Raw genomic sequence first — 14,290 nt, 5'->3', positions numbered from 1 at the left:
TTGTTCCTTCCAGAACATTATTTTATTCCTTCCAGAAGATTACCTTGTTATCTTAAAATAGGTCTTTGTAAGTACTGATAGATATGAAAATGCAGATTAACGGAAATGCTGTGGAAGCGCACAGCGGCGAATTTTTCGATATCATAAATCCAGCAACATGTGAACTTATTGACCGAGTTCCGAAAGGCACGGAAGATGACGTGGAGGTGGCGGTTGAAGCTGCATCTTCAGCTTTTAAAGGCTGGGCTTCCGCATCTCCGCAGCAAAGAGCCAGGATTCTTTACATAGCTGCGGGAATTGTAAGACAGAGAAAGGATGAACTTGCCGTCCTGCTCACCAGGGAGCAAGGTAAACCTTTAGCCGAATCTAAAAATGAAATCGAAGGTTTTGCACATGTCCTTGAGTACTATTGCGGGCTTGCAAGTAGTTCTCACGGAGACTTTGTTCCGATTCCTCAAAACGGATACGCTTTTACTGTAAAAAAGCCTCTGGGTGTTTGTGCAGCCATAATACCCTGGAATATGCCTGCTCTTATAATGGCATGGAAGATAGGTCCTGCCCTGATATCAGGAAATACGCTTGTCCTGAAACCTGCAAGCAACACTCCCCTCACTAACCTTACCCTGGCTTCTATCCTGAGTGAGGCAGGGCTTCCACCAGGCGTGCTCAATATCGTTACAGGCCCTGGGAATATTGTGGGAGAAAGCCTGGTTAAAAGCCCGAAGGTAAAGAAAATATCCTTTACCGGAGAAGCAAGAACCGGAAAACGTGTAGCCGAACTTGCAGCCTGTGGGATGAAAAGAGTAACCCTTGAGCTTGGAGGAAGTGATCCCATGCTGGTCTGTGATGATGCTGACCTTGAGGCTGCAGTTTTAGGGGCTCTAAGGGGAAGATTTTACAATTGCGGACAAACCTGTACTGCTGTAAAGAGGCTGTTTGTTTTTGAAACCGTAGCTGAAAAGTTCATAAAAAAGCTTGAAGCAGGTATCCGGAATTTAAGGGTTGGAAACGGGATGCATGAAAACATCGATATGGGACCCCTTAACAACCGCAGGCAGTGGGAATATATAAAAAAGCTTGTCGAAGATGTCGAAGAAAAGGATGAAGGCAGGATAGTTACAGGAGGCAGAGTTCCTGAGAACGGTGTCTGCAGTAAAGGATTTTTTTTCGAGCCTACACTTGTTACAGATGTGCCCAGGGAGTCCAGGCTTCTGAAAGAGGAAGTATTTGGCCCGGTGTTACCTGTAGTTCAGGTAAAAGATCTTGATGAAGCGATTGAAGAAGCTAACAATACCTGTTATGGGCTTGGAGCCTCTCTATGGACAAAAAATCTTGATAAAGCCCATAAAGGATGCGAACAGTTAAATGCAGGAATTATCTGGCTAAATCAGCACCTTAAGATTGCTCCTGAAGTTCCTTTTGGAGGTACCGGGCAGAGCGGAATAGGAAGAGAAAACGGGCCTGATTCTCTTTCCGAATACCTTGATTTAAAAACAGTGATGTTGAAAACATGAACTAATACTGCTAAAAACCTGACGTACTGAGCAAGAAACGTACTGAGCAAGAAACGTACTGAGTAAAAAACGTACTGAGTAAGAAAGGCTACGAGAAAGCTCTGAAGTTTGATACTGATAAAATAAAGATTTTTCGATGAGCCAGTTAATATGCAGCTCATCGGACTTTTCCTGATAACCGTATAAATAAATTAAGAGTTACTAACTCTATATTTACTTCTTCTGGTATTTAGGTAGAAGCTGCATGAATTCAGAAGCTTCCATAACCGGTACGCTATCAATTACACAGATATCTGACCAGGGTAGGTTGAAAGCTCCGTAAGCTTCGGCACTCTCAGCTTCGTAAAGGATGTAATAGCGGTTTCCGGAAAGGTCAATCCACTGGTTAATGACATCAATTCCGTCTGGAATCTCCAATCTCTTAAAATGCTCAAGGATCTTATCGCGGTTCGAAGGGTCCCAGGTACTAACGTCCATGAATAACATCTTTTACCACTCCTCTTATTTTATGCTGCCAATACCCCTACCCGGAGGCCAGGGCAGCTTTTTTACAGCATCCGGGATTTATTTGAGAGCCAGGCTCAAGGAAAAACAAGTTACTTCTCCTGTGCCATCCCCGCAAATGCGGACTTGGCCAGCATGCCCCCAAAATGCCGACTAACGGCAGAAGTCTAGATTTTTTAGGTTTTTACTGCCTTTTCCTTATTCACCATTGCTCAAATCCCCTTGAATGATAAATCCGGAAGGACAGGTAATCATGCAGAAAGAAATTCTGCATGCGGATACAGACAGTATATTATCATCCCTGAGACTATATAATAGTTCGTCCTTAAAGATTATGTTAAGTCTGGGAACTCTTCAGGTACACAACACTTTTAATGAAAGTACAGGACTTCATTTTCTCAGTCGAGCCAGCAAACTTCGCAATTCTCTTCTTTTTTCATGAAAAAGCTCGCAACTTCAAACCCGGCTTTTAGAGAGCCGTTCATGCTTCTTTCCGGATAATTGGTTGATGAGAACATTCCTGCCAGATAAAGTCCGGACGGGCCTGGAGAAAACGGCAGAACTTTTTCAAGGTATCCCTGTTCATACACAGGTGCAGTATCCATTCTGCGGAAGAGTTTTGCCCAGTGGATATCGGTTCTTGAGAAATCGGAAAACATCTTTTCAAGACCCTTCAGGTAAGAATCCAGAACTTCTTCTTCCTTCTTTATCCAGAGGTCATTGTTTTCATCCTGAAAATAAGAAGTTACATAGATAAGATGTTCTCCATAGTCTTCAAAAGGCATAAAGTTGGTGTGTTCAATTACAGCTCCGAAAGGCACATTAGCTTTTATATTCAACCAGTAATTTCCGTCTTTCATAAGTTTTCTGTCAAGTCCTATGAGGGCACATGCAGTTCCTTGATATCGAATGCTTTGCAGGGTCGCATGGAGAGCTCCAAGTTTGCCTTTCGTGAGGATATCAAGTACTCTGGGTTCAACAGTTGAAATTACGGCTTCGCAGGGAATGAAATTCCCGTTTGCAATTACTCCCTGCACTGCATTATCTTTGATTACGATTTCCGTTACGGTTTCGTTCTGTAAGATCTTGCCCCCATATGCAGTGATTTCCCTTGCCAGAGCTTCTATTAAGGAGTTAAATCCTCCTTTCAGGTACCCCAGTTTTTCTCCTTCTTTTCCCCGGTCTGACCTTATTTTCACACGCCCGATAAGCCAGGCAGCAGAAACATTTTCGGCATTTTCACCGAATTTACTTTTCATAAGAGGAGCAAAAAAGTTTTCATATACGGATTGTCCCGCTGTATCAAGAATCCAGTCTTTTGCTTTTATTCTGTCATAGGAAATCGTATTATTTATTAGCTTTATCCTGAGCACCAATAGCCCAAGTTTTACCAGATCCGTAAACGAAAGAGGTTTAAATTTCAGAATTTCGCCAGGAGTATTCATAGGATAGTTTTTACCGTCCACAAAGTAGGCGTTTTTTCCCTTTAGCCACAGCATTTGACCTTCAAGCCCGAGCTCCCTTATCAGGTCAAGAAGTTCCGAGTCGCTCCTGAATATGTGGTGATAGTACTTTTCTATAAAGTACTTCTTTCCGGCAAAGTTCCGGCAATAACTTGCGGCCATCCCCCCGATTTCTGCATCTTTTTCAAAAATAACAATTTCGTTTGATTTACAGAGCTTATACCCAGCTGACAACCCCGCAAGTCCACTCCCTACTATTACGATTTTCATACCCAACTTTTCCCTTATCTGTTTTATTTTTCGAACAGAACTTTGGTAACTCTTAAGAAATCAACCAGACTCAAATAGGTTTCAACTAAATTTGAATAATTTCAAATATGTTTCAACTGATTCAAATAGATTTCAACCAGATTCAAACAGTTTCAAATAGGTCTCAACTGATTTGAATAGATTTCAGCCAGATTCAAATAGATTCCACACTCCTGTCTTGATATAAAAACAGCTAAAGTTTTATATCTCTTTTTCTACAAGAGTCCATGTTACTGAAATTTCCTTAAAAATCCCTTAACCTATCGATATACTTAACTGCTATATATGCTTTGAAACTTATATTAGATAAGCAGATATATTAATCGAGGAATAGCTCCGGATTATTCGGGGACTTTGAGGGATAGAGGGGTGTATTACGATCAGGAAGTCAACTCCGTTTTTGAAGAGCTTGGAGTATCGGAAGCAGGTTTGAGTTCTGAAGAAGCTGAAAAAAGACTTGAAAAATATGGCAAAAACGAACTTAAAGAAAAGGAAAAAGTATCGGTTCTGCAACTCTTTATCTCACAGTTTAAAAGTATCTTGATTTTTATTTTGATTACGGCCTCTGTTATTTCGGCTCTTCTCGGGGAGGTAGTTGATGCAATAGTCATTATTTTCACGGTTTTTCTTGCAGGGATTCTCAGCTTCGTGCAGGAATATCGAGCCGAAAAAGCAATTGAGCTTCTAAAGTCCCTTACTTCACCTGAAGCTACTGTTATAAGGGATGGGGTTGAAAAAAATATTTCCTCAAACAATCTCGTTCCTGGGGATCTTATCCTTATTGAAACCGGAGACCGCATTCCTGCGGATGCCAGGATCGTTAAAGAGTTCAATCTCAAAATTGATGAGTCCTCCCTTACAGGAGAGTCCGTGCCTGTCCAGAAAAACATTGAAGCCCTGCCCTCCGAAACTCCTGAAGCTGACAGGACAAATATGGTCTATACAGGAACTGCAGTTGCTTACGGAAGAGGCAGTGCAATCGTTACCGCAACCGGAATGAATACGGCTTTTGGAGAGCTGGCCGGGCTTCTGGGGACAATAGAGAGATCCAGAACTCCTTTACAGGAAAGCCTTGATAAGTTCGGCAGATGGATTGGTATTGCGACTCTTATAATTGTGGCTTTTGTTGCAATGCTTGGGGTTTTTTATGGTTTTCCTCTCCTTGATATGTTTTTATGGGGAGTTGCTCTCGCGGTTGCTGCTATTCCTGAAGCTCTTCCTGCAGTTGTTACGGTAGGGCTTGGACTCGGAGTAAGACGTATGGTCAAAAGGCATGCCCTTGTAAGAAAACTGCCATCTGTAGAAACTCTTGGAGCAACAAACGTTATCTGTTCGGATAAGACAGGCACGCTTACACAGAACAAAATGACGGTTGAAAAAATTTGTGTTAATAAGCAGGTTTTGAATGTTACGGGAGCAGGATATTCTCCCGAAGGAGAGTTCTTTAAGGGAAGTGATAAAGTTTCTACGGATGACTCCCATCTTCAGATTCTCTTACTGGGAGCTGTTCTCTGTAACGACGCTGGCCTTTTTAAGGAAAATGAAAAATGGGAGATCAAAGGAGATCCTACGGAGGCAGCTCTTGTGGTTGCTGCTGCAAAGGCAGGGCTTCATAAAGTTGATATTGATCAAAAATATCCTCGCCTTGGGGAAATACCCTTTTCCTCTGAAAGAAAACGAATGACCACTATCAGTAAACTGGAAGCTGATTCTGGCAGCTTTCCTCTTAAAGGGCTGGTTGCTTTTTCAAAGGGAGCTCCTGAGGTAATTCTTGGCTCATGTACGAAGATTTTTCTTGATGGTGAAATAAAATCTTTATCTCCAGAGATGAAGCAGTTGATTACTGGGGAAGTCAGGGAAATGGCTGATCAGGCCCTCAGGGTTATGGCTCTTTCATTCCATCCTCTGGATGAGGAACTCTTTATTGAAAATAATTCTTCAGGAGATTTTCCTTCTGAGAAAATTGAAGAAGACATGGTTTTTTCAGGCTTAACTGGCATGAGAGATCCACCAAGAGAGGAAGTAAAGGTTGCAATCCAAAAATGTGAAAACGCAGGCATTAAAACCATAATGATAACAGGTGACCATAAGGTTACGGCATCTGCAATTGCAAAGGAACTGGGGATTTTGAAGAAAAACGATCTTACTCTTACAGGCTCGGAACTTGATAGCCTCAGTGATGCCGAGTTTGAAGGCGAGGTTGAAAGAGTCTCGGTTTATGCCAGGGTTTATCCTACCCATAAGTTGAGGGTAATAGACGCCCTTAAGAAAAAAGGCTATGTAGTAGCGATGACCGGGGACGGAGTAAACGATGCTCCTGCCCTTAAAGCTGCAGATATGGGAATAGCTATGGGGATTACGGGCACGGATGTCAGTAAAGAAGCTTCAAGCATGATCCTTACGGACGATAATTTTGCATCAATTGTTGCAGCGGTTGAGGAAGGCCGAAATATATTCAAAAATATTAGAAACTTCATTACTTACGGGCTCTCAGCCCATATAGGTGAGGTGCTCATAGTCCTTATTTCTATTCTGGGATGGCAGATTCTGCCTCTGATTGCGGTTCAGATCCTCTGGATTAATTTGATTACGGACGGGCTTCCTCCTATGGCTCTATCAGTTGAGCCTCCTGACAGCGGCATTATGAGACAGAAGCCAAGAAATGTTGAGGAGGGTCTTATCACTCGCCGGGAAATCGCAGCCGGGCTGGGAATTGGAGGGTTGATTGCTTTTCAGGCTCTTCTAGTCTTAACCTGGGCCCTTGACAGAAACTTCTCTATTGAGAAACTCCAGACTCTTATTTTTACCCTTGTTGTTTTTTCAGAAATGTTTAATGCGTTCAACTGGAGGTCCGACCGTTATTCAATCTTTTCCTTGGGAATTTTTACAAACAGGTCTCTGGTTTATGCAGTCCTGACAACAATAATCCTGCAACTGGTAGTAATTTATGTTCCTTTTTTCCAGACTGCCTTTAGGACTGTTCCGCTTTCTCTCTCTGACTGGGGAGTGATACTGCCTCTTGCTTCTACCACGCTTATCTCAATGGAACTGATAAAATATTTCTCAGGAAAAAGTTCTCAGGGGAAAACTAAAGAAAAGACAAACTTTGATTGATTTACCCGTTCTTTCGTTGCCTGGCTTGAATAGCCCATCTCACACAGATCGGTGAGATTAGAATAGATACAACTACCATCAGGACCATTGCCGAAAATGTTTCCTGATTGATTATTTGTAATTCTCTTCCTATAGTGAGTATCACAAGCTCAACTCCTGCCCTCGGCATAACCCCTGTGCCGAAAATTAAACTTTCGTAAAAGTCGAAACCTATAACTTTTGATCCGATAAAGCCTCCTGCTAATTTCCCCGAAAGTGCTGCAAGGATAATTAGAAGGGTAAAGCTGCCAGTGTTTTTTAGGGTGTATGGATCAATTAAAAATCCTATAAAAGCGAAAAAAAGAGGAATCAAAACTCCATGAGCCAGTCCATCAACTTTGCTCTGTATATCCGGGAGTTTAGCAAGGGGAATTTCCGACACCATTATACCCCCTGTAAACGCCCCTATTGATGAATGAAGTTCGAATATTTCTGCAAGATAAGCAGAAAAAAGAGCAGTCACAACAACCAGGGAAAACACAGCTTCTTTTGCATGCATTTTCTCAGCATATATAAAAAGCCTGGGAAAGAGGTAAGTTCCAAGGATATACATTATGAACAGAAAAATCAGGATTTTTCCTGCGATCAGAAGAATCACCATAACTGGAGGAACACGGTTAAAACGGACAAAGTTAATAACAATTGAAAAGAAAAAAAGTGCTATAATATCATCCAAGAACGCAGACGAAAGTATTGCTGTCCCAGGTCTGCTGGAGAGGTAGTTTAAATCTATAAGAGTTCCGAGCACTACTGTTATACTTGTTGGGTTGAAAGCTACTCCCAGAAAGAGGCTTTCAAGAAAACTGAAATTAAAGGCCCTTCCAAAAACGAATCCGAAGATAAAAGCAAAGACTATCTGGGAAAGTGTTGGAACAAGCGCTGTTACTGAATCAAATTTGAGGTTCTTAAGGTTTACTTCTTTATATCCGGCAGTGAAAAGTAGAAAAATCGATCCGAGTTTGGCAAAAAAAGTTATTATGTCGGTATCGATATTAAGAAAAAGTACGCCAAGTGAAACTCCAGCCAGAATTTCTCCTGCAACTAAAGGTATACCTATTCGTTCTGCTGCTTCTCCGAGAAGTTTGACGCTGAAAATCAAGAACAGTAACTGAAGTAGAGCACTCACTACTGCTGGCCCCCCACATTTTGCTCTTTCTCACTTTGTTTTTATAACTCTAATATATCAAACGAATATTTTGCCTTCCAAATTCTAATCTATCTTTTCTAAGGTGATTAAGATCTTAAGAATCGATTAGGATCTTAAGAATTGATTAGGATTTTAAGAATCGATTAGGATTTTAAGAGTTGATTAAGATCTTAAGAATTAACTGGAATCTTAAGAATTTATTATAAAACCTTAAAAATCTTTTATAAATCCTAAAAATTTATTATATGATCTAAGGTATTTTTATAGAATTGTCAGAACTTTAATATTTGCTATCAGCAACAGTTCAATTTTTAGTCTGTTTCCCCTTTCAGCTTTTCCTTTCTTCTTTTGCAGATCTCTTCTATAAGATTTCTTTTTGATATTACTCCTACCAGTTTCCCATCTTCAATAACACAGATACGGTCAAGCCTGTACTTTATCATTAGGTCAGAAGCATTCTTAAGTGTGGCATTTAGAGAGATCGTTATAGGATGAGTAATCATAATCTCTTTTGCTGTTGCTCCGAGCGATCGGATTGCAGTAGTTAGGGTGTGTTTTTCTCTGGGCATTAAACATAAAAGAAGAATTTCAAGAATAATATCAAGATCAATAATACCCACAAGCTCATTTTTATCATTCACTACAGGCAGGATGTGGTAAGGATATTTGCCATAAAGTGAAAGAATTTCTTCAATTGATGTATTTTCATAGACCTTTACGATCTCTCTGGTCATAAGTTCGTCAATTGTCATCCAGAGACAGGTCCCAAGTCTGTCGTCTATCGATTTGGAAAGAGGACTGGAGTCTGGAAAGCCTGGACGTTTGTCAGGTTGTTTTCCTCTCTGCTTCGGAAACTCTTCAGTCTCTCCTTTTTTGTTTCCTTGAGAGGTACTTTTTCCTGAAAAGCTATTTTTCAGACTGAATGTTCTGTCCATACCATCTCCCACTTAAAGATTGTTCTTCTAGTACTGTTCTTCTAATACTATTCTTCTAATACTATTCTTCTAATACTATTCTTCTAGTACTATTATTCTCCAGTACTTAATATGTAAATTTCCTTTTTCCGGTCTATTATATGTTTATATGTTTTTTTCAAGTTCTTTTTTATAATAAAGAGTAAACTTCTTTCCAGGACGTAAGGAGAAATTATATGAGGAATATTTTTCTTCTGAAATCAGATCGTACATACTATATGTTGAAGGTACGATTATCGCGTCGTACTTTTTTTTTGCTGGCGGTTCTGTATAATATGCTGCTTTCTCATAGTCTCTGAGGTACCATGGGAGAGGCCAGTAAAGGCTTTCGGGGTCCACAACGGATATCCTTAGAGTTTCAGGCCCGAGATTAAATCCTTCTATTTTCTCCATAAGTTCCCTGATATCCGGAGATGTCTGTGAATACGTCATCAGTTCATCAGGTTCCATACTCCTGTAGAAGTTTACGGAGAAGCACTGAGCCAGTGATATTATTAGTGTAAGTGCCAGAATCCCTGCAACAAGGGTATAGGATCTGGAATATTTTATCCAGGAAACGGGAGTTTTGTCTATTCCGAAACTCATGTTTTCTTTTTCGGGTAAATTCTTCTGTCTTCGACCTGTTATCCCGGAAAAGAAATCTCCAAGATAAGCCCCTGCCAGAATCCCAAAAGGCAGGACAATATGCACAACAAGCCAGGGGACTTTTTCCTGAAGATAGGAGTAAAGTAGCAAACTCGAAACTGCCCAGTAAGAAACAAACAGGAAAAAGGAGGCATTTTTTCCTTTCTTTCTCAGAAAATGAACTATACCTGCAGTCCCAAAGATCAAAATCGGACTTTCGTATACAAGAAGGATAGGAATATAATAGTAAAAAGGGCCTCCTATACGTTCAATTCTATGCATCTCCATCCAGTGAGAAAAAGCTCTTTCCACAATTGAATAGAGAGTTTCCGGGGTTCTGAAAAGGCTTGTATAAAATAACATTACAATAAAAACAAAAAGAATGCCTGAAATCAGAATTTCTGGTATGAACGGAGAAACGGCTGAAATTTTGAGAATAAAAGTTCTTTTAAAGCTCAGATTTTCTTTTTTCCAGTCAAAGTAAAATCCGTACAAAGAATAAATCAATGCATAGGCTCCGAACATAAGGATAACAAGATAAGCGTTTTCTTTTGAGGATACGGCAACTGCAAGAGAGGAAGCAGCAAGGATAAGATAAGCGTATCTCTTTGAGCTGTGAAGGTTCTCAAGATAGCGAATTCCACCTATAACCGTTGCCAGGGTGCAGAAAACAATGATCAGATCATTCCTGAAGAACCTTGAAAAGTACACCATACTTGGAGAAAAAGAGAGCAAGAAAGCCGACCAGAGTACACCCCTTTCTCCAAGCTCCTTCTTAAGTAAAAAGAGCAGAAGAACTGCTGCTACTCCGAAGAAAACAGGGATCAGGCGTGATGTCGCATCGTTTATTCCCAGGAAGTGAAAGACAACAGCAGTAGAATGGAATAGAAAGGGGCCGTGATAGGCAGGGTCATATTTATATTGCCCGCTTTCGAGAAGTTTAAGGGTAAAACTGGCATGTACGCTTTCATCGTGATGAAGTACTCGCTCTCCCAGATCGAACAATCTTATTAACAGGGCAAAAAGAATGATCAGAAACCCGAGCAATTTGTATTTTTTCTCAGAAAGTTCTGGCGAGTTCTCAGTGTTGTAATCCTGATCTTGCTGCATTATTCCCCAAACCTTCCATCATAGCTGATTCTTAATGGGCATAGGTATATTTAAGGGATAGGATGAAATAATCTCTCTCATGGCTGAGGTTAAAGTCAAGTTATTTGCAAATTTGCGTGAAAAGGCCGGTATATCGGAACTGCAGCTGTCCGGAGAAAAGGTTATTGATGTCCTTTTATCCCTTTCTGAAAAATATCCCGAGTTAAAGCACCTTATTTTTGAGGAGCCCGAAGGAGAAAACAAAGCTCCGGTTATATGCGGTTCAATCAATGTCCTTATAAATGGAAATAATATTCGGCATCTTGAAGGGCTCGATACTCTTCTTTCTGACACTGATGAGCTTGCAGTCCTGCCTCCGGTTTCAGGGGGCTAACTTCTTCAGGAAGGACGATCATGGGCAGGATATTCAAAAAACGAACCTCGGTTGACGAAGCTTTGAGACTTTTTCTTGAGCGTATTTCTACTATAAAGAAAACAGAAGAAATTTCACTCGAAACCTGTACAGGTAGGGTACTGGCAGAAACCGTGCTTTCGGAAAGGAATGTGCCACATTACCGGCGTGCAGCTATGGATGGATACGCTGTAAGGGTTTCCGACACTATGGGAGCTTCTCCTTCAAATCCGGTAATGCTGCAGCTTTCTGACCGAGTAGAGGAAGGAACTTCAACCTGGGTCCATACCGGAGCTGCAGTGCCTGAAGGAGCTGATGCTGTCGTAATGGTTGAAGATACCATAACCGCAGGAAACCTTGTAGAGATTAGGGCTCAGGTATATCCTGGCAGGAATGTGGGACAGATCGGAGAGGACATAAAAAAAGGAGATATGATTTTTGAGGAAGGGCATTTTCTTCGCCCATGTGACGTTGCTGTTCTTGCCTCGCTTGGACTTGACAGGGTCAAGGTTTTCAACAAGCCTGTAGTTGCAGTTATTCCGACAGGGGACGAGCTTATAAGCCGTCAGGAGAAAAGAGATGTACCTCCTCCTGGCATGGTGCTTGAGACTAATGGGCTGATGTCGTCTCTTTATGTGCAAAAATGGGGAGGAGTTCCTAGGTATCTCAACATCGTTCCTGATAACCCGGATAGTATAAAAAGGGCCATAGAAGCAAACCTGGATGCCGATATGATTATTCTTTCAGGTGGAACATCAGTAGGAAAAAGAGATCATGCTTCTGAAGTTGTAGCAGCTCTAGGAGAACTGCTCGTACATGGTATAGGAGTCAGCCCAGGTAAACCTTCAGCTCTTGGGATTATAAGCAACATCCCTGTAGTTTGCCTGCCAGGTTATCCGGTTGCCGGGCTCGTTTCCCTTTATTTCTTTGTCCGTCCCGGAATTCGGAAACTGGCGGCAATTCCAGAGATTCCTGAACCTATTCTCAAAAAACGCCTGGCTACAAAAATCAGTTCGAAAATAGGATATGTTAATTTCGTCCGCGTTGTCTTTGAAGGAGATAAGGTGCGCCCTCTGACCGGAAACGGAGACAGAGTTCTGACTTCAGTTGCAAAAGCTGACGGGTATGTACTTGTGCCGGAAAACGTTGAAGGGTATGAAGAAGGAGAAGAGGTAGATGTTTTCTTAATCGAATAACGCTCCTGTATTCTCTCAAAATACCTTTTAATCTTCTTTTACCTTATTGTTATATTCCTTAAATTGGATTAATGAAAAAACGTTTCAGTTTTTATTTCATTTTTAAAAGCAAGTCAAAAATAATGAACGAACTTTCTTTCTTCCTTCATGTCCAGTGATTCACTTTTTCTTATATGAAGTTTTATGCTTCAAAGGCTAATCAAACGGAGAGAGCTAGCAAAATATTCTGGTCTAAAGTATTCTGGTCTAAAATGTGCAGTGCTATGATCTGAATTCAAAATCAGAGTTCAAAATCAGAGTTCAAAATCAGAGTTCAAAATCAGAGTTCAAAATCAGAGTTCAAAAGTAAAACTCAAAAATTAACCTTAAAGTAAATTCAAAACCGCAAATTAAAGAAGTAACTTAAAAAACACACATGATATTCTTCGAATAACATGCCCAGAGAATGAAAGTCTTATTTCCTTACCTTTTTTAGAATTTAACTCCATCATTACCTTGGACAGGAAGGTTGTTTTTACTTTGGTTCTCCGAAACCGTCAAAAAACTAACCCTTGAATTGCCATCGAAGGCCCAGATGTGACTTTGATCACGAATGCCAAATTGCCTTTGAGGCAATTCTACTGTCCTTGAAATGATGGAGTAATCTAAATTGGAAGGGGAAATAAACAAATCTTGTGGTTTAGATATTCACAAACATTTTTTTATTGCTACAATTCTGAGTAGATCCGGTGAAAAACAGCAACAACGTTTTGCCAGAGATGATGATGGGATTTTAAACCTTAAAAATTGGGTAACATCAGAAAAATGTGACGTTGTAGCCTGTGAATCAACAAGTGATTTTTGGGTTCCGATTTATGGGGCATTGACAGATCATTTGCCTGTTATAGTTGGAAATGCTCGGGATATGAAGGCATTTACACATAAAAAAACTGATAAAATAGACTCAGAAGTAATTGCACAACTTGCATTGAATAAAATGATTCAACCATCGAGAGTTTTTCCAAAAAGGCATAGAGAATTCAGGTCATATGTTAGGCTCAGGTTAACTCTGGTAAGAAAAAGAACAGATATTAAAAATGAATCTCATGCTATTCTTTCTTCCGAAATGTTACATCTGGGTGATGTGCTTACTGACATTTTTGGGAAAAATGGTAGAGCAATTCTAGCAGGAATATCTTCAGGTAAAAACGTTGACCAGATTATAGAATCTCTTTCTCCAAATGTTCGGAAAAAAGCTGTTCAGATAAGAGATATTCTTGACAGAGAAATATCCCAGAGTGCTGCAATCAGGCTTCAGATATGCCTTAACCTTATAAAACATTTAGATGATGAGATTGAGACTCTAGAAAGGGAAATTTTCAATTATGCTTATCAAAAGCATAAAAGGGAAATGGAGATTTTAATGTCAGTTCCAGGTATTGGAGAACTTGGTGCAGCGACTCTAATTGCTGAAATAGGAAATTTTAGTGATTTTCCAACGGGAGATAAGCTTGCTTCGTGGCTTGGAATAGTTCCTAATGTATATCAATCTGCAGATAAATACCATAACGGAAGAATCACTAAGAGAGGATCAAAAGTAGCAAGGTGGATTCTAACTCAGATTGCTCAAGCAGCAGCAAGAAAGAAGAATAGCAGGTTAAAAGAATTTTTTAACAGGAAAAAGAAGTCAATTGGATATGCAAAGGCAATTATTGCCCTGGCAAGGAAAATTGCAACAATAATATGGCATCTTATCACAAAGGATGAGATGTACCAAGATGAAACAGGGTATGAAAAAGGAGAAGTTCAAAAGAGGAAGATTGTGGAAACCGAGATATTCTCGGTTGATGAAAGGATAACAATAATTAGTGGTATTATCGCAATTATGGGAAAAAAGGAACAAGAGAGTACGTGAAAAACAAATAA

Annotated in this window: 10 protein-coding genes; 5 read left to right on the top strand and 5 right to left on the bottom strand. The window is 40.3% G+C overall.

Going from position 1 to position 14,290, the window contains the following annotated elements:
• Positions 1-83 precede the first annotated feature (83 nt).
• Positions 84-1,514, top strand: a complete 1,431-nt coding sequence (locus tag MSBR3_RS16295; RefSeq protein ID WP_196296971.1) for an aldehyde dehydrogenase family protein — start codon at positions 84-86, stop codon at positions 1,512-1,514.
• Between the two features lie 213 nt (positions 1,515-1,727).
• Here the strand turns inward: MSBR3_RS16295 and MSBR3_RS16290 are convergent, their stop codons facing one another.
• Positions 1,728-2,000 carry a DUF3303 domain-containing protein gene (locus MSBR3_RS16290; protein WP_048109207.1) on the bottom strand — a complete coding sequence of 91 codons (273 nt, stop codon included), beginning with the start codon at positions 1,998-2,000 and terminating at the stop codon, positions 1,728-1,730.
• A 416-nt stretch (positions 2,001-2,416) separates the two neighbouring features.
• Positions 2,417-3,751, bottom strand: a complete 1,335-nt coding sequence (locus MSBR3_RS16285) for an NAD(P)/FAD-dependent oxidoreductase (RefSeq protein ID WP_048110643.1) — start codon at positions 3,749-3,751, stop codon at positions 2,417-2,419.
• Between the two features lie 408 nt (positions 3,752-4,159).
• On the opposite strand from MSBR3_RS16285, the gene MSBR3_RS16280 reads away from it, so the two are divergent.
• The gene (locus MSBR3_RS16280; protein WP_052723450.1) at positions 4,160-6,904 is read left to right on the top strand and encodes a calcium-translocating P-type ATPase, SERCA-type; all 2,745 of its coding nucleotides are present in this window, start codon (positions 4,160-4,162) and stop codon (positions 6,902-6,904) included.
• Between the two features lies 1 nt (position 6,905).
• Here the strand turns inward: MSBR3_RS16280 and MSBR3_RS16275 are convergent, their stop codons facing one another.
• From MSBR3_RS16275 to MSBR3_RS16265, 3 genes are all read right to left on the bottom strand, one after another.
• Positions 6,906-8,069 carry a cation:proton antiporter gene (locus MSBR3_RS16275; RefSeq protein WP_048109205.1) on the bottom strand — a complete coding sequence of 388 codons (1,164 nt, stop codon included), beginning with the start codon at positions 8,067-8,069 and terminating at the stop codon, positions 6,906-6,908.
• A 332-nt stretch (positions 8,070-8,401) separates the two neighbouring features.
• Entirely contained in the window at positions 8,402-9,025 is a 624-nt protein-coding gene (locus MSBR3_RS16270; protein WP_048109204.1) for a CBS domain-containing protein, read from the bottom strand.
• A 144-nt stretch (positions 9,026-9,169) separates the two neighbouring features.
• A complete protein-coding gene (locus MSBR3_RS16265; RefSeq protein WP_048109203.1) occupies positions 9,170-10,798 on the bottom strand; it encodes a flippase activity-associated protein Agl23 in 1,629 nt (542 codons plus the stop codon).
• 79 nt (positions 10,799-10,877) lie between these two features.
• Between MSBR3_RS16265 and MSBR3_RS16260 the strand changes: the two genes are divergently transcribed.
• The 3 genes from MSBR3_RS16260 to MSBR3_RS16250 all read left to right on the top strand — a co-directional run bounded on the left by MSBR3_RS16260 (position 10,878) and on the right by MSBR3_RS16250 (position 14,279).
• Entirely contained in the window at positions 10,878-11,171 is a 294-nt protein-coding gene (locus MSBR3_RS16260) for a ubiquitin-like small modifier protein 1 (protein ID WP_048109202.1), read from the top strand.
• A gap of 20 nt (positions 11,172-11,191) precedes the next feature.
• Positions 11,192-12,385 (top strand): molybdopterin molybdotransferase MoeA, encoded by a 1,194-nt coding sequence (locus MSBR3_RS16255; RefSeq protein ID WP_048109201.1) that lies wholly within the window; start codon positions 11,192-11,194, stop codon positions 12,383-12,385.
• A 649-nt stretch (positions 12,386-13,034) separates the two neighbouring features.
• Positions 13,035-14,279, top strand: coding sequence for an IS110 family RNA-guided transposase (locus MSBR3_RS16250; RefSeq protein ID WP_048108308.1), 1,245 nt, complete (start codon positions 13,035-13,037; stop codon positions 14,277-14,279).
• Positions 14,280-14,290: the final 11 nt, after the last annotated feature.

Origin of the sequence: Methanosarcina barkeri 3 (assembly GCF_000970305.1) — an archaeon.
Lineage (GTDB): Archaea > Halobacteriota > Methanosarcinia > Methanosarcinales > Methanosarcinaceae > Methanosarcina > Methanosarcina barkeri_A.
The sequence above is the reverse complement of the archived record's forward strand: the minus strand, read 5'-3'. Positions and strand labels throughout refer to the sequence as shown.

Coding starts and splice junctions, on each gene's coding strand:
- MSBR3_RS16255 (WP_048109201.1), top strand. CDS start 11,192: ATGGGCAGGATATTCAAAAAACGAACCTCGGTTGACGAAGCTTTGAGA.
- MSBR3_RS16290 (WP_048109207.1), bottom strand. CDS start 2,000: ATGTTATTCATGGACGTTAGTACCTGGGACCCTTCGAACCGCGATAAG.
- MSBR3_RS16270 (WP_048109204.1), bottom strand. CDS start 9,025: ATGGACAGAACATTCAGTCTGAAAAATAGCTTTTCAGGAAAAAGTACC.
- MSBR3_RS16295 (WP_196296971.1), top strand. CDS start 84: ATGAAAATGCAGATTAACGGAAATGCTGTGGAAGCGCACAGCGGCGAA.
- MSBR3_RS16285 (WP_048110643.1), bottom strand. CDS start 3,751: ATGAAAATCGTAATAGTAGGGAGTGGACTTGCGGGGTTGTCAGCTGGG.
- MSBR3_RS16265 (WP_048109203.1), bottom strand. CDS start 10,798: ATGCAGCAAGATCAGGATTACAACACTGAGAACTCGCCAGAACTTTCT.
- MSBR3_RS16260 (WP_048109202.1), top strand. CDS start 10,878: ATGGCTGAGGTTAAAGTCAAGTTATTTGCAAATTTGCGTGAAAAGGCC.